At 58.6% G+C, this 16,304-nt stretch carries 15 protein-coding genes; all 15 read left to right on the top strand.

The annotated features are described in order from the left end of the window. The first annotated feature begins 3 nt into the window (after positions 1–3). Genes nusB through QU660_RS06160 form a run of 15 tightly spaced genes read left to right on the top strand, consistent with a single transcriptional unit; the run spans position 4 to position 16,300 of the window. On the top strand, positions 4–420 hold the full coding sequence (gene nusB, locus QU660_RS06230) for a transcription antitermination factor NusB (RefSeq protein WP_304945683.1): 417 nt from the start codon (positions 4–6) through the stop codon (positions 418–420). Continuing rightward, positions 421–1,656, top strand: coding sequence for an exodeoxyribonuclease VII large subunit (xseA, locus tag QU660_RS06225; protein WP_304945682.1), 1,236 nt, complete (start codon positions 421–423; stop codon positions 1,654–1,656). Further along, complete coding sequence (gene xseB / locus QU660_RS06220) at positions 1,640–1,891, top strand: exodeoxyribonuclease VII small subunit (RefSeq protein WP_304945681.1); 252 nt, start codon at positions 1,640–1,642, stop codon at positions 1,889–1,891. The genes xseA and xseB overlap by 17 nt, the downstream gene beginning before the upstream one ends. Next, complete coding sequence (locus QU660_RS06215; protein WP_304945680.1) at positions 1,872–2,768, top strand: polyprenyl synthetase family protein; 897 nt, start codon at positions 1,872–1,874, stop codon at positions 2,766–2,768. The genes xseB and QU660_RS06215 overlap by 20 nt, the downstream gene beginning before the upstream one ends. Before the next feature lie 14 nt (positions 2,769–2,782). Further along, positions 2,783–4,648, top strand: a complete 1,866-nt coding sequence (dxs, locus tag QU660_RS06210) for a 1-deoxy-D-xylulose-5-phosphate synthase (protein ID WP_304945679.1) — start codon at positions 2,783–2,785, stop codon at positions 4,646–4,648. A gap of 19 nt (positions 4,649–4,667) precedes the next feature. Further along, positions 4,668–5,492 (top strand): TlyA family RNA methyltransferase, encoded by an 825-nt coding sequence (locus QU660_RS06205; RefSeq protein ID WP_304945678.1) that lies wholly within the window; start codon positions 4,668–4,670, stop codon positions 5,490–5,492. Beyond that, positions 5,489–6,325, top strand: coding sequence for an NAD(+)/NADH kinase (locus QU660_RS06200; RefSeq protein WP_304945677.1), 837 nt, complete (start codon positions 5,489–5,491; stop codon positions 6,323–6,325). Before QU660_RS06205 ends, QU660_RS06200 begins: the two co-directional genes overlap by 4 nt. 9 nt (positions 6,326–6,334) lie before the next feature. Continuing rightward, positions 6,335–6,784, top strand: coding sequence for an arginine repressor (locus tag QU660_RS06195; RefSeq protein WP_304945676.1), 450 nt, complete (start codon positions 6,335–6,337; stop codon positions 6,782–6,784). Between the two features lie 8 nt (positions 6,785–6,792). Next, positions 6,793–8,460 (top strand): DNA repair protein RecN, encoded by a 1,668-nt coding sequence (gene recN, locus QU660_RS06190; protein ID WP_304945675.1) that lies wholly within the window; start codon positions 6,793–6,795, stop codon positions 8,458–8,460. Beyond that, positions 8,457–9,902, top strand: a complete 1,446-nt coding sequence (gene glgA, locus QU660_RS06185; RefSeq protein WP_304945674.1) for a glycogen synthase GlgA — start codon at positions 8,457–8,459, stop codon at positions 9,900–9,902. Before recN ends, glgA begins: the two co-directional genes overlap by 4 nt. A gap of 34 nt (positions 9,903–9,936) precedes the next feature. Then, the gene (locus tag QU660_RS06180; RefSeq protein ID WP_304945673.1) at positions 9,937–10,404 is read left to right on the top strand and encodes a divergent PAP2 family protein; all 468 of its coding nucleotides are present in this window, start codon (positions 9,937–9,939) and stop codon (positions 10,402–10,404) included. 20 nt (positions 10,405–10,424) lie between these two features. Then, positions 10,425–11,423, top strand: coding sequence for a peptidylprolyl isomerase (locus tag QU660_RS06175; RefSeq protein WP_304945672.1), 999 nt, complete (start codon positions 10,425–10,427; stop codon positions 11,421–11,423). Beyond that, positions 11,410–11,907: a DUF5721 family protein gene (locus QU660_RS06170; protein WP_304945671.1), complete on the top strand. Its 498-nt coding sequence runs from the start codon at positions 11,410–11,412 to the stop codon at positions 11,905–11,907. Before QU660_RS06175 ends, QU660_RS06170 begins: the two co-directional genes overlap by 14 nt. A gap of 10 nt (positions 11,908–11,917) precedes the next feature. Beyond that, positions 11,918–12,520, top strand: a complete 603-nt coding sequence (locus tag QU660_RS06165; protein WP_304945670.1) for a sigma-70 domain-containing protein — start codon at positions 11,918–11,920, stop codon at positions 12,518–12,520. 27 nt (positions 12,521–12,547) lie between these two features. Next, positions 12,548–16,300 carry a phosphoribosylformylglycinamidine synthase gene (locus QU660_RS06160; RefSeq protein ID WP_304945669.1) on the top strand — a complete coding sequence of 1,251 codons (3,753 nt, stop codon included), beginning with the start codon at positions 12,548–12,550 and terminating at the stop codon, positions 16,298–16,300. Positions 16,301–16,304 lie beyond the last annotated feature (4 nt).

Genomic DNA, 16,304 nt, shown 5'->3' with positions numbered 1-16,304 from the left:
GAGATGACAAGACGAGCGCTCAGAGAGCATTGTTTCAAGATGCTGTTCAGCACCAACTTTTGTACTCCCTCGGAGGCGGAAGAGCAGATAGATGCGTATTTATGCGAGGTCCCGGACGAAGAGGACGAGAGTCCCGAATTCAGCGAGGATCAGCGGGAACTCTGCCGGGAGCGCGTCGCAGCTGTTCTTACGAAGCTTGCCGAGATCGACGAGACGCTCACACAGGCCTCATCCGGTTGGAGTCTTCGGCAGATGGGACGCGTGGAACTGACCATCCTTCGCCTGGCTTGCTACGAACTGCGGTTTGACGAGAGCATTCCGGACAAGGTAGCCATCAACGAGGCGGTTGAACTCGCAAAAAAATTCGGCGGAGATGAGGCTCCCTCCTTCGTGAACGGTGTCCTCGCAAAATTGGTCTAAATGGCTAAAACATATACGGTTGCGCAGCTGAACGCCTATGTGAGCAATCTCTTTCGCGAGGATTTTTTGCTTGGGGGCGTGCGCATACGCGGTGAACTCTCGAATGTCAAATATCATGCGAGCGGGCACATCTACTTTACCTTAAAGGACAGCGAGGCAGAGCTCCGCGGCGTGGTATACCGTCAGAATGCGCTCTCGCTTCGCGAGCGGCTGAAGGACGGCATGCAGGTTGTCTGCACGGGCGCGGTGACGGTCTATGAGAGAGCGGGCGTCTACCAGCTGAACACGAAGGCGGTAGAGAAACTCGGACAGGGAGAGCTCTACGAGCTCTATTTGCAGCGCCTCCGCGCACTGGAGGCCGAGGGCCTCTTTGACCCGGCACATAAAAAGCCGCTGCCGAGATTCGTAAAGACCCTCGGGGTCGTGACCAGCCCGAGCGGCGCAGCCATCCATGACATTCAGACCGTCGCTTATCAGCAGAATCCCTATGTCAAGATAGTACTCTTTCCGGCGCTGGTCCAGGGACAGGACGCCCCGGCCAGCATTGTGCGCGGTATCCGCGCGCTGGATGCCTACGGCGTGGACGTGATGATAGTGGGGCGCGGCGGCGGCTCCATGGAGGATCTCTGGTGTTTTAACGACGAGCGGGTTGCGCGGGCGGCGCATGCCTGTAAGACTCCCGTTATATCGGCGGTCGGCCACGAGTCCGATGTCACAATATTGGACTTTGTCGCAGATCTTCGCGCGGCAACGCCCTCTGCGGCGGCAGAGCGCGGTGTTCCGAACTTGGAGGCGGAACTCGCGCTCCTTTCGCGCGCGCGGGAACGCCTGCGTTACGCTTTGCAAACCAAGGTGAATCTCCTTCGGGAAAGGTCGCGCCGCGCGAATTTCCTGCTTCGGCTCAATACACCGGAGGAACTGATACGCGCGCGCAAATTGCGCGTGGAGGAGTTGCGAAGACAACTCAGGAGCGAACTGTTCAACAAAAAGAACGCGCGGCTGGCAGAGTTTCGGCTGCTTGCGGCGCGGCTTCGCGCGGCCTCACCCTTAAACCGCCTGACAGGCGGCTATGCCTATGCGGCGCATGCGGACGGCAGTGCCGTTACGGGGGTCTCGGCACTGGAAACCGGCGAGCAGCTTCGCCTTCGTTTCTTGGACGGCGAGGCAGGTGTCACAGTAGAAACGATTTCCCGGAGACAGCCGGAGACAGAGGAGAAGCATGGACGAGAAGCTTGAGCGGGAGAAGGAGCGTAAGACAGGCAGACGTAAGAGCAAGCGCTCGGTCGAAGAGAGCATGGAGTTGCTCGAGCAGCTGCTTGCGGAACTCGAGGCGAGCGAGACCAGTCTCGAGGATGCATTTTCGCTCTATGAAAAAGGTATGAAGCTCGCGGGTGAAATTAACGAGAAACTGCAGTTTGTCGAAGAGCAGATGGAAGTATTGGAGGATCGTTATGCAGAGCCTTCCCTATGACAAGTCGGAAGTAGAGGCGCTGATTCGCGCTTCGCTGCCCCGCGAAGACGGGCTGCAGCGCACGGTGATACGCGCGATGCGCGAGGCGGTCGAAAACGGCGGCAAGCGCATACGCCCGATTTTACTCTTTGAGAGCTGCAAATGTTTTGCGGAGGCAAGGGGCGAGAGCGGCTGGAAGGAAGAGGCTGCCCCCTTCCTTTCGGCGCTCGAAATGATACACAGTTTTTCGCTGGTGCACGACGACCTTCCCTGCATGGACAATGATATCCTCAGGCGGGGAAAGCCGACCACCTGGTATATCTACGGCGAGGCCATGGGCACGCTTGCGGGCGACGGCCTTGTGCTGGAGGCGCTCACCCTGGCGGGGAAAGCGGTGGCTGCGTCCAAGCACCCGGAGAGAGCGGCGCGCGCCCTCGCGATACTCGGCGAGAAGAGCGGCGTGTTCGGCATGCTCGGCGGTCAGTCCGTGGATGTGGAGAAGACCGGAGAGCGTCTGGATGCGACGACGCTTGACTTCATCTACCGCTTGAAGACAGGAGCCCTTCTCGAGGCGGCCTTTATGATGGGAGCGGCGCTCGGCGGCGCGACGGAAGAAGAGCTGCGGATCGCAGAGCAAATCGGCGCGGCAGTGGGGCTTGCGTTCCAGATACGCGACGATATTTTGGATGAGACGGCGAGTGAGGCGGAACTCGGAAAACCGCTCCACTCGGACGAAAAAAATCAGAAGACGACCTATGTCTCCCTGTACGGCTTGGAGAGCGCGAAAGAGGCGGTCAGACAGCAGAGCGAGATAGCGGCGCAGCGCCTGAAGGGCTTTCCGGGAGACACAAAATGCTTGGCGGCGCTCATAGCCTATCTCACGGAGCGCAACTTCTGAGGACGGAGACAGCTATGGGGCGATTGGATTACATCAACGGCCCGGAGGATATCAAGCGGATTTCCCCCGGGGAATGGGATGCGCTGGCCGCGGAGATCAGACGCTTTCTGATCTCGCATTGTTCGGCGTGCGGCGGGCATCTCGCGAGCAATCTCGGCGTCGTGGAACTCACGATGGCCATGTATTTGAGCTTCTGTCCGCCGACGGATAAGATTATCTGGGATGTGGGACATCAGTCTTACACGCATAAAATCCTGAGCGGACGCAAGAAAGACTTTGCGGGACTCAGGAGCTTCGGCGGCATTGCCGGTTTCCCGAAGCGAAACGAGAGTCCCTGCGACGCGTTTAATACGGGGCACTCCTCGACCTCGATTTCGGCGGGACTCGGCATGGCGACGGCGCGGGATCTCCGCGGCGAACAGCACGCGGTCATTTCGGTGATCGGCGACGGAGCCCTGACCGGCGGTATGGCCTACGAGGCGCTGAATAACGCGGGCCGCATGAAGTCGAACTTCATCATTGTCTTAAACGACAACCGCATGTCGATTTCCGAGAATGTGGGCGGCATGTCCGCCTATCTGAATTCCATACGCACTTCCGCCGGTTACAACCGTCTGAAAGAGAATGTCGCGGAGGCGCTCTTTGCGATTCCCGGCATCGGAAAGCACATGGTCGAGAGCCTCAGGACCACAAAGAACGGCATCAAGCAGCTCTTTGTTCCGGGCATGTTCTTTGAGAACCTCGGCGTGACCTATCTGGGACCGGTGGACGGGCACGATATCAAAAAACTGATGCGTGTCTTTGAAGAGGCGCGCCGTTTGCCGCGCGCCGTTCTCGTGCATGTCATCACGGAGAAGGGCAAGGGTTACCGCCCCGCGGAGCGGCATCCGGACCTCTTTCACGGCGTGGGACCCTTTGAGTTGGCAACCGGCGTCCCGAAAAAGAACAAACAGTATCCGGATTACACCGATGTCTTTTCCAGAACTTTGATTCGGCTCGCGGCGGAAGACCCCGACATTGTCGCGGTGACGGCGGCGATGCCGGAGGGCACGGGACTCGCGGCCTTCGGCAGGCGCTATCCGCAGCGCTGTTTTGACGTTGGCATTGCCGAGCAGCACGCGGTGACGAGTGCTGCGGGCCTTGCGGCGGGCGGCATGAAGCCTGTGGTCGCGGTTTACTCCTCCTTTTTACAGCGCGGCTTCGACCAGGTGCTGCACGATGTCTGTATTCAGAACCTGCCGGTGGTCTTTGCGATTGACCGCGCGGGACTGGTCGGGGCGGACGGAGAGACCCACCAGGGAGTCTTCGACCTCTCGTATCTCGGCTGTATTCCGAATATGACCATACTCGCGCCGAAGAATTGTTTTGAACTTGAGGAAGAGCTTCGCTTTGCGTTTTCCTACGGCGGCCCGATTGCGATACGCTATCCGCGCGGCAAGGCCTATCGCGGATTGGCGGAGTTCAGGGAACCGATACGCTTCGGCAAGGCAGAGCTTATTTACCGGGAGGAGAAGACAGCCCTGCTTGCGCTCGGCAGCATGGTGAGTACGGCGGAGCATGTCAGAGAGAAATTGAAGGCGCTCGGACAGCCCTGTACGCTGGTCAACATGCGCTTTGCGAAGCCGATCGACAAGGAAATGCTCGCCGAACTCGCAAAGACCCACGAGAATTTTGTGACGCTCGAGGAGAATGTACTGCGCGGCGGCTTCGGCCTCGAGGTGGCCGAATGGGCTTCCTCACAGAAAAAGGAGCTTTCGGTGACGCACATTGCGCTGCCGGACGCCTATGTGGAGCACGGCGATGTCTCGGTGCTTCGGGAGCATCTGGGCATCGATTCGGATTCCGTGGTCGCGGTATTGCGCGATAAGTATCACTGGTGAGCGGGGGGAAGGAAGAGGAATGAAGGAAAGACTGGACGTTCTGATGACGGGGCGCGGCCTTGCGGAGAGTCGCGAGAAGGCAAAAGCGCTCATCATGGCGGGTCTGGTATATGTGGATGGGCAGAGAGAGGACAAGGCGGGACAGAACTTCCCGTCCGAAGTCACGATCGAAGTGCGCGGAAACCGCCTCCCCTATGTGAGCCGCGGCGGTTTAAAACTGGAAAAGGCGCTGAAGGAGTTCCCGCTCTCACTCGCCGGTAAAATCTGTATGGATGTCGGCGCTTCGACCGGCGGTTTTACGGACTGCATGTTGCAGCAAGGCGCCGTAAAGGTCTATGCGGTCGATGTGGGCCACGGTCAGCTCGACTGGAAGCTGAGAAACGACAATCGCGTCGTGTGTCTCGAGAAGACCAATATCCGCTATGCGACGCGGGCGGAGGTTCCGGAAGAGATTGCGTTTTCTTCCATCGATGTCTCGTTTATCTCTCTGTCCAAGGTTCTCCCCGCGGTGCGCGCCCTGCTCGCGGCGGAGGCGGAAGTGGTGGCCCTCATCAAGCCCCAGTTTGAGGCGGGGAGAGAGCAGGTCGGAAAACACGGCGTGGTGCGGGATGCAAAGGTTCATGTCGAAGTCATAGAACATGTGCTCGACTATGCGGCGGCCTCCCGCTTTGTGCCGCTCGGCTTAAGTTTTTCTCCGATACGCGGTCCGGAGGGCAATATCGAGTATTTGATTTGGCTTCGTACCGTCGAGGAGGGCGAGAATATGACCGCCGAGGTGACGGCAGAGACCGCGCGCGCGGTGGTCGCCGCTGCGCATGAGACGCTTGCGGGGGGAAAGAAATGAAGCGCTTTTTACTTTTTGTAAACCGCAGGAAAGAGCGGGCCGACGAGAAGGCAAAGGCCATACGGGAGCAGCTCCTCAGACTCGGCGCAATGCGCGTCGATATCGAGGACCAAAGCACACAGGGGATTACCGCACTCGACTATGACTGTGTCATTACACTCGGCGGCGACGGAACGCTGATTCGCGCGGCCAGGGGACTTGCCGGGAGCGGCCTCCCGCTCGTCGGCATTAACCTCGGACACATGGGCTATCTCACCGTTGCGAGTAAGGATGCAGAAATACCGCGCGTTTTGGAAAAACTGATTTTGGATGATTTTACAGTCGAAGAGCGCATGATGCTCAGGGGGCGTATTATCCGAAACGGACACGAGAGCCCGCGCGACCGGGAGTGGCTCGCGCTGAACGAAGTGGTCGTATCCCGCAAATACAACGCGGGACCGGTGCATTTTCGCATCAAAGTAAACGGCGCTTTCTTGAATGAATATAAGGCAGATGGTATTATTATCTCAACACCGACCGGATCTACCGCTTACAATCTGAGCGCGGGAGGACCCGTCATCGATCCGGTCGCCCGAATGACAGTCTTGACACCGATATGTCCGCACTCGCTGTATCGCGCGAGCATTGTGTTTCGCGCGGAGGATGAGCTCGAGGTATGCATACCCCCGGAAGAGCGGGGCATTCAGAGCGCGGATTTTGACGGCGCCGCGTCCGAGCAGTTGCTCGGCGGCGACAGTGTGCGCATTTCGGAGAGCAAGCTGACAACACCGGTTATCCGCATCGGGGCGGAAAGCTTTTTGGCACAATTGCGCAGCAAGATGACTGCGCTATGAGGGGGGCAGATGAAGTTAGAGAGACATTCGAAAATTGTTGAGTTAATCGGTAAGAAAGAGATTGAGACACAGGAGGAGCTGGTCGAGGAACTTCGGCTGGCCGGTTTTCGTGTGACGCAGGCGACCGTGTCCCGCGATATTCGCGAGATGCGTCTCACGAAGGTCGCTACGGATAACGGCAAGCAGCGCTATACCGTCATGCAGAATGAGGATCCGAAGATCGAAAAGTACGTCCGCATTCTGCGGGACAGCTATGTCGGAATGGACAGAGCACAGAATATTCTGGTCGTGAAAACCGTCTCCGGCATGGCCATGGCAGTCGCGGCTTCGCTCGACGCCATGCATCTTCACGAGGCGGTGGGCTGTGTCGCGGGCGATGACACGGTTTTCTGCGCGACGCGCTCCACGGATGATGCCCTGCTCCTCATGGAACAGGTCAGAAAAATGGTTGTGGGTTGAGGTGACTTATGCTGCTAGGATTGCGGGTGAAGAACTTTGCCTTGATTCGAGAGGCGAGCCTCTCGTTTGAGGAGGGGTTCACGGTGCTCTCCGGTGAGACCGGTGCCGGAAAATCCATACTGATCGACTCCATTTCCGCCCTGCTCGGCGCAAAGACAGGCAGGGATATGATACGGAGCGGCGAAGAGGCGGCATATTTGGAGCTTGTTTTTTCCGTCGAGCGGCAAGAACTGAGAGAAAAGCTGGCTGCGCTTTCCGTGTTTCCGGAAGAGGACGGAACGGTGATTGTGAGCCGTAAGATACAAAAGAATCGAAGCCTGTCCCGCATCAACGGGGAGGCGGCAACGGCGCGGCAGTTAAGGGAACTTGCCGCCCTGCTGATCGACATCCACGGGCAGCATGAGGTGCAGACTCTGTTTTCGACCGAGATGCACGGAGAGCTGCTCGACGAGAGCCTGTCCCCCGAGGGACTGGCTGCAAAAGAGGCCTATGCGGTTGCCTATCGAAATTACCGCGCGTTGAAAAAGCGGGAGCGCGAGGGTTCCGACCGCGCGGCCCTGCTCCGCGAGGCGGACTTACTCTCCTTTGAACTGCGCGAACTCTCGGAGAGCGGCATACGCCCCGGGGAAGAAGCGGAACTCGCCGCAGCCTATACCCGCGCCAAGAATGCGGCGCGACTGGAAGAGGCGCTCGGCATTGCGGAAGAGGCGCTCCGCACCGATGCGGTCAGTGAGGCGCTGCGCGCGGTTCGCTCGGTGCTGCGTTATTCGGACGCGCTCGGCGCCCTGGAGGGACAGCTGACAGAGTTGGATGCCCTCTTACAGGATGCCGAGGAAGCCGTGCGCACGGAGCGCAATCAAATCGAGAGCGATGAAGAGGGCTTAAATCGGCTCGGCGAGCGCCTCGATTTAATTCGACACCTCGAGGCGAAGTACGACTGCGACGAGGCGGGGCTCCTTTCGCTGCTTGCGGAAAAAGAGGCGCGCGCGGCAGAGATTGAAAGCCTTATCAAAGATGCGGCGCGCTTGAAACAGCAGAGCGAAGACGCTATGGCGGCCCTCGGGACCGCTGCGGAAACGCTCAGGCGTTTTCGCCACACCGCTGCCGCCGCACTTTCGGAACGTGTCGAGCGGGAGTTGGCAGCCCTCAATTTCAAGGATGCGCGCTTTGAAATTCGCTTCGAAGAGCAGCCCGAATACACGGAACAGGGAGGCGAGAGCGCGGAATTTTATATTCGAACCAACCCGGGCGAAGCGGTCAAGCCGCTGCGTCAGATTGCGAGCGGCGGCGAATTGTCCCGCGTCATGCTTGCGCTCCGCGCGGTACTCGCGGCAAACGACAGGGTCGAAACGCTCATTTTTGACGAAATCGATGCCGGAATCAGCGGGCGCACGGCGCAGTTGGTCTCGGAAAAGCTGATGGAAATCAGTCGTTCCCGTCAGGTGCTCTGCATCACCCATCTCCCGCAACTCGCGGCCATGGCGGACCACCACTATCTCATCGAGAAGGCGACGGACGGCAGCCGGACCGAGACGGAAATCCGCGAAATCACGGGAGAGGCGCTCTACCGGGAACTCGGACGGCTGATCGGCGGCGCCGAGATTACGGACGGCGTTTTAAAGACAGCCGAGGAAATGAAGCAACTTGCAGAGAAGAGAAAGGAAGGAATGAGATGAAGAACATCTTATTTGCTGCTTCTGAGGCGGTCCCCTTCATAAAGACCGGAGGGCTCGCAGATGTCGCCGGATCCCTGCCGGCCTGTTTCGACTCGAGATACTTTGATGTGCGTGTCGTGCTTCCGAAGTATCTTGCGATTCCGGAGAGATACCGGAACGGGATGGAATATGTGACCCATTTTTACATGGACTTTAACGGTGCGGAGCGCTATGTCGGCGTGTTAAAGTATGTTGAAAACGGCGTCACCTTTTATTTCATTGACAACGAGGGCTATTTCGGCGGACCGCGTCCCTACGGCGACTGGCTCTACGACCTCGAGAAATTTGCCTTCTTTTCCCGTGCGCTGCTCTCGGCGCTTCCGCTGATCGGCTTCCGTCCGGATGTGATTCACTGCCATGACTGGCAGACCGGTCTTGTCCCGGTCTACCTAAAGGAGCGCTTTGCGGGCGGCGAGTTTTTCCGGGGCATCAAGTCGGTCATGACCATACATAACCTGAAGTTCCAGGGCGTCTGGGATGTCGAGACCATTCAGAGAATCACGGGGCTCTCCGACTATTTCTTTACGCCGGATAAGCTCGAGTCCTATAAGAACGGAAATTATTTAAAGGGCGGCATCGTCTATGCGGATGCGGTTACGACCGTGAGTCCCACCTATGCCGAGGAGATTCAGACCCCGTTTTACGGGGAGGGCTTAGACGGGCTCATGCGTGCGCGTCGCAACTCGCTCCGCGGCATTGTAAACGGCATTGACTACCGAGAGTTCGAGCCGGCGACGGATCCCAAAATCGCGCGGCAGTACGACGTGAAAACCTTCCGCCACGAGAAGAAAAAAAATAAAACCGCGCTGCAGGAACGCCTGGGGCTGCCGGTCGACGAGAAGAAATTTGTGATCGGTGTTGTCTCGCGTCTTACCGACCAGAAGGGCTTCGATCTCATTCAGGGTGTCATTGAGGAGCTTTGTCAGGAAGACCTGCAGTTTGTGGTGCTCGGCACCGGGGATGAGCGCTACGAAAATCTGTTCCGCCACTACGACTGGAAGTATCACGACAAGCTCTCGGCGCAGATTTATTATTCGGACGATGTGGCCCACGCGATTTATGCCGGCGCGGATGCCTATCTGATGCCCTCGCTCTTTGAGCCCTGCGGCCTCTCGCAGATGGTTGCGCTTCACTACGGAACGCTGCCCATAGTCCGGGAAACCGGCGGCTTAAAGGACACCGTAGAGCCTTACAACCAATATGAAAACACGGGAACCGGCTTCTGCTTTACGAACTATAACGCCCACGAAATGCTGGATTGCATTCGCTATGCAAAGTGGGTGTACAGCGAACGGCGTCGGGACTGGAATCACATTGTGGATCGCGCGATGCAGGCAGACTATTCTTGGCAGCGGTCGGCGCTCAAGTACCAGGAGCTTTACGACTGGCTGATCGGGTATTGAGCCCGCGATGTGAGGAAAATAAGGAAAGGGTTGCATGAGTATATTTCATCAATTGCAAGCGAACCAGGTGCTGATCAGCGCGGTGCTCGGCTTTTTCGTGGCACAGCTGGTCAAATTCCTGATTGAGTTTCGGGCAACGGGGAAAACAGACTTCGGGCGGTTGCTCGGAAACGGCGGTATGCCGAGTTCGCACAGCGCTACGGTCACGGCACTCTCCGTGAGCGCGGCCTACTGCCACGGTGTCAGCTCCTTTGAGTTTGCAATCAGCTTTATCCTTGCGATGATTGTGATGACGGACGCAATCGGTGTGCGGCAAGAGACCGGAAAACAGTCAAAGCTTCTGAATAAGATGATGGAGACGGATTTCTGGAAGACGGAAGATCCCGATTTACTCCCCGTGAAGCTGAAGGAATTGGTGGGGCATACGCCGCTTCAGGTGATGGCGGGCGTTGTGGTCGGCATCCTGGTTGCGCTCGTCGCGGAGTATGGGTTCTACCGCTGAGGAGGATGGATACGAGATTGATGAGAGAGAGAACGAATCGCTTTCGGAAGCGGGGTGAGAAATTTGTCACCCTGCTTCTTGTCATATTTTGTTGCCTGTTTTTTGCGGCCTGCAGCCGGGAAAAAAAGGAGGAGAATGTTGCCGGGACGGCGCTTCCCTACAGCGAAAACCAGCTGCTCATGATTATCGCTTCCGCGCGGCAGGAGACCGAGGCGGTCTACGGAAGCGAAATCTGGGAGAAACGTGTGAGTGGGGGAACCAAGACCTTCTCGGAAGCCTATTTCGATGAACTCAGACAGTTTTTCTATGAATTGAGTGCGCTGAACGGCATGGCGGAAGAGCGCAACGTAAAGCTTGACACCGAGGAGACGAGGCGGCTGCACGACGCAGCGCAGCGTTTCTACACGGAATCGGTGCAGGGGCAGAGCGCTTTCGGCTCACTCAGCGAGGAGGAGGTCGAGTTCATGTTTCAGCAATATGCGCGTGCGCTGAAACTGCGCAAAGTGATGCGCGAAGACAGAAAGGCGGAGGTCAGCGAGAGCGAAGCCAAGGTCATTCATCTGCAGAGCGCCGCCTGCGAGAGCCGCGACAATGCGGAAAAGTTGCGCGAGGAAGCCTTGGCGGGCAATGACTTCCGGACGCTTGCGCGAAAGTACGGCGGGGGGGATGCGCCGGCGAAAAAAGTTGCGCGCGGCGAGCTCGCGCCGGAACTTGAGCGGGTCGCGTTTGCAATGGAAGACAATACCGTGAGCGCGGTGACCGAACTGGACGGAAAGTATTATGTATTCAAGTGCACCGAGAGCTACGATAAGGAAGAGACGGCAAAGCGCAGAAAAAAACTGCAGGACGAGAGACTGCAGAATCTGGTGCGCGAAGCCTACGAGCGCTACCTCGCCGCGCACCCCTTTGCCGAAAACGAGGGACTTTGGGACAGCGTAGAGGCAGCGGTCGGCAAGAGTTACAGCGGCGGCAACTTTTTCACGGCGGTCCGGGAGGCGCTGCGCTATGAAGGCGTATAAGGCAGAGGAACTGAGAGCGTTTACCGAGGCCCTGTTTCGAGGCGACAGCTTTGACCGCTTCCTCGTCGTAGAGGCGAGCTTTCAGACGGCGTTTTCGCTCACGCTGGACGGCAGAGTTGCCAAGGACTGGTACAGTGAAGAGGAAAGAGAGAGCAGAGAGGTCGAGGACTTTGTCCGCTGGGGCGAGGTGAAGGCCTTGGCCTTTCAGGCGATACGCGGCAAGCGCGCGCCGCGCGCGTTTCGCGTGGTGCTGCGTCCGGACCGCGCAGAGTCTGCTGCCTTTCTCGCGGAGAGCGGCAGTAAGCTCCGGCAGGAAGAAGTGAGCGGGCTCTATTTGAATTTAAATTACGAGGAGAAGACACTTCGCATTGTGAGCGGTGTGAGTGTGAAAGTGTTCCCGGGAGACAAGGCGCTCGAGCAACTTTGGGACAGGAGCGCGGCGGAGCGGCTTCGCAAAATGGGACTGGTAATCGCTGAACTGTAAGGAGGCAGATATGAGACGAGCGGGTGAACTTTCGGACGGGAGAGAAGACGAAGCGCTACGAGACGAAGCGGCGTGCGAGGAAGAAGCGCGTGAGGAAGGGCAGGGCGAAGATGTGCTCGCGCTCTACTTAGAGGACTTAAAGCAGATTCCCACGTTAAAAGCAGAGGAAGAGGCAAGGCTACTCGAACAACTGCGGGTCGACCGAGAGGACAGTCGGGCCAGGAAACGCCTCACCGAAGCTTATCTCGAGACAGCGCTCGCGGAAATTCGCCCGTATCTCGGCAGAATGGATGTCGGAGAGTTGATCGGCGTCGCGAATCTCGCGCTGACCGCAGCCCTCTGCGATGAAAAAACGTTGGAAAGCGCTGTACTTCGTGATACCATAAAGCGTAACGTGCATACCGCGCTGGAGGAGGCCGTACAGGAGGAAAGTCAGAGCGATGCGGAAGAGCATACGCTCGCGGAGCGTCTGAATGCGATGAGCGACATTGCGAGCGAACTCGCAGCGGAGCTCGGCAGGGAGGCGAGTCCGGAGGATCTTGCCGTTCGTCTCGGCATCCCGCTCGATGAGGTACAGCGTCTTCTTGCGATGAGTATGCAGGCACTCGAGTGAGTCAGGTGAAAGCCGGAAGGAGAGACTATGAGCGTTAGAAGGATCTATGTAGAGAAGAAACCGGAATATGCCGTGCGCGCCGGAGAGCTTTTTGAGGACATTAAGACCTATCTCGGTATTTCCGGCATTGAGCGCGTGCGCGTTCTGGTGCGCTACGATATCGAGAATATCGAGGACGGCACCTACGAAAAGGCGCGCGGCACCATTTTTTCCGAGCCGCCGCTCGACCTGCTGTATGAGGAGACATTTCCCCGCGAGGACGGCGACTCGGTATTTTCTTCCGAGTTTCTGCCGGGACAGTTCGACCAGCGCGCGGACTCCGCGGAGCAGTGCGTCCGCCTGATTGACAAGGACGCGGAGGTGCTCATTCGCACCGCGACGACCTATGTGCTCTCGGGCAAGCTCGGCGAGCGGGAACTCGCGGCCATCAAGAATTTCTGCATTAATCCCGTGGACTCCAGAGAGTGCGCGGAAGAGAAGCCCGCAACCCTGAGCCAGAACTTCCCCGCGCCGGAAGATGTGAAGACCGTCGAGGGCTTCATTGACATGCCGGAAAATGAGTTCCGCGAACTTTATGCCTCCTTCGGTCTCGCGATGACCTATGAGGACTTCCTGGAGATTCGCCGCTACTTTGCGGGCGAGAAGAGAAATCCGACCGTGACCGAAATCCGGGTGCTGGACACCTACTGGTCCGACCACTGCCGTCACACGACTTTCCAGACCGAGCTCACAAAGATTGCTTTCCTCGACGGAGACTTCCGCGAGCGCCTCACGAAGACCTATGAGCGCTACCTCCGCGATCACGAGGATTTGCTCGGCGGCAGAAGCGATAAGTTCATCTGTCTCATGGACCTCGCGCTGATGGGCATGCGCCGCTTAAAGCGGGACGGCAAGCTCACGGACCAGGAAGAGACGGATGAGATCAATGCCTGCTCCGTTGTCGTGCCGATTACGGTCGACGGCAAGGAGGAGGAGTGGCTCGTCAACTTTAAGAACGAGACCCACAACCACCCGACGGAAATTGAGCCCTTCGGCGGCGCGGCGACCTGCCTCGGCGGTGCCATCCGCGACCCGCTCTCCGGCAGAACCTATGTCTATCAGGCAATGCGCATCACCGGCGCGGCGGATCCGACCCGTCCGCTCGCAGAAACGCTGCCGGGCAAGCTCCCGCAGCGAAAGCTTGTCACGGAGGCGGCACACGGCTATTCTTCCTACGGAAACCAAATCGGTCTTGCGACCGGCTACGTGAAAGAGATATATCACCCCGACTATGTCGCAAAGCGCATGGAGCTCGGCGCGGTCATCGCGGCGGCACCGAGAAAGAACGTGGTGCGCATGAGTTCCGACCCGGGCGATGTGATTGTATTGCTCGGCGGCAGAACCGGACGCGACGGCATCGGCGGTGCGACGGGTTCCTCGAAGATTCATACGACTTCTTCGATCGAGAGCTGCGGCGCCGAGGTGCAGAAGGGCAACGCGCCGACCGAACGGAAGATTCAGCACATGTTCCGCCGTCCGGAGGTGAGCCTCTTAATCAAGAAGTGCAACGACTTCGGCGCAGGCGGCGTCGCGGTCGCAATCGGCGAGCTCGCGCCCGGCCTGAAGGTCGAGCTCGACAAGGTGCCTCTCAAGTATGCGGGTCTCGACGGCACGGAAATTGCCATTTCCGAGTCGCAGGAGCGCATGGCCTGCGTAATCGATCCGAAAGATGTGGATACTTTCTTGCAGTATGCGAAGGAAGAGAACTTGGAAGCGACGCCGGTTGCCGTGGTCACGGCAGAGCCGCGCCTCGTGCTGAACTGGAGAGGCAAGGACATTGTGAACCTGTCCCGCGCCTTTCTCGACACGAACGGCGCGCACTTGACGGCGGAAGTCGAAGTGGAACTGCCGAAGCGGAGCGAGAACCCCTTCGACTATGCAGGCGGCAGCGATGTCAAGGCGCAGTGGCTCAAGGTCCTCGGCGATTTGAATGTCTGCTCGCAGAAGGGGCTGGTCGAGATGTTCGATGCCTCGATCGGCGCGGGCACGGTCACCATGCCCTACGGCGGTAAGCACCAGCTGACCGAGACCCAGAGCATGATCGCAAAGATTCCGCTGCTTCGCGGCAAAACCGATGCGGCAACCGTTATGAGCTACGGCTTCGATCCCTATCTCTCGAGCTGGAGTCCCTATCACGGCGCTGTCTACGCGGTCTGCGACTCGGTCGCAAAGGTCGCTGCGGCGGGCGGCGATATCGACAAGATTCACCTGACCTTCCAGGAGTTCTTCCGCCGCATGGACGACAACAAGCCGGAGAGATGGTCGCAGCCCTTCGCGGCCCTGCTCGGTGCCTATGAGGCACAGCTCGAGCTGGGACTCGCTTCGATCGGCGGCAAGGACTCCATGTCCGGTACCTTTAACGAGATCGATGTGCCGCCGACTCTGGTGAGCTTTGCGGTCGATGTCGCCTCGGTGAAGGATATCATCACACCGGAACTGAAAGCGGCGGGCAATCGCCTTGTGCTGCTCACGGTAAAGCGCGACAGCGATCTTTTGCCGGACTATGAAGATTTGAAGGCGCAGTACCGCGCCCTCACGGAAGATATCAAGGCAAAGCGCGTGGTGAGTGCCTATGTCTTGGAGCGCCACGGCGCGGCGGAAGCTGTCGCAAAGATGGCCTTCGGAAACGGCCTCGGCGTGAAGCTTGACGAGAGCGTCACGGAGGAGACCCTCTTCGCGCCGGGCTGGTGCAATCTCCTGCTCGAAGTAAAGGCGGATGCGGTCGAGACTCTGTCCTGCCGCACGGAGCGCTTCGGTGAGGTGACGGCGGAGCCCGTGCTTTCCTACCGCGGCACAGAGATTTCGCTTGCGGAAGCGGAGGCCGCTTGGAGTAAGACCCTCGAAGAAGTCTTCCCGACCCGCGTCACCGAGGGCGGCGAAGTTCAGGATCGCCCGCTCTTCCGTGCGGAGAGCGTTGCGGTCTGCAGCCACAAGATAGGCACGCCGCGTGTCTTTATCCCGGTCTTCCCGGGCACGAACTGCGACTATGACTCGGTGCGTGTCTTTGAGGCGGCGGGTGCCGTTGTGAACGCCCCCATCTTCCGCAATCTGACGGCGGAGGACATTGCCTCCTCGGTCGAGGCTTATCGGAACGAAATCCGGAACGCACAGATTGTGATGTTCCCGGGCGGCTTCTCGGCGGGCGATGAGCCGGACGGCTCCGCAAAGTTCTTTGCGCAGGTCTTCCGGAACGAGGTCGTGAAGGAGGAGCTCTTAAAGCTCTTAAACGAGCGCGACGGCCTGGTGCTCGGCATCTGCAACGGCTTCCAGGCGCTGATTAAGCTCGGCCTTCTGCCGGATGCGGACATCAAGGAGCAGGCGCCGAATGCACCGACCCTTGCGATGAACCGTATCGGCAGACACTTGAGCCGTATGGTGAACCTCAAGGTTGTCTCGGACAAGTCGCCGTGGCTTAAGAACGCGGAGCTCGGCGGCGTCTACGCGAACCCGATTTCGCACGGTGAGGGACGCTTTGTCGCACCGGCGGAGACCATTGAGGCACTGTTTAGGGCAGGCCAGGTCGCAACGCAGTACTGCGACTTCGAGGGCAGAGTTTCGACCGACGAGCTCTGGACGCCGAACGGTTCGTACGCGGCAATCGAAGGTATTACCAGTCGGGACGGACGCGTCTTCGGTAAGATGGCGCATCCGGAGAGAATCGGAGAACACATTAACAAGAATATTCCGCTCCGCCAGGATCTCGGCATCTTTGCCGCGGGTGTAGCGTATTTTCGCGGGTGAGCTC

It is taken from the genome of Stomatobaculum sp. F0698 (genome assembly GCF_030644385.1).
In the GTDB taxonomy this organism is placed as follows: Bacteria; Bacillota; Clostridia; order Lachnospirales; family Lachnospiraceae; genus Moryella.
The sequence above is the reverse complement of the archived record's forward strand: the minus strand, read 5'-3'. Positions and strand labels throughout refer to the sequence as shown.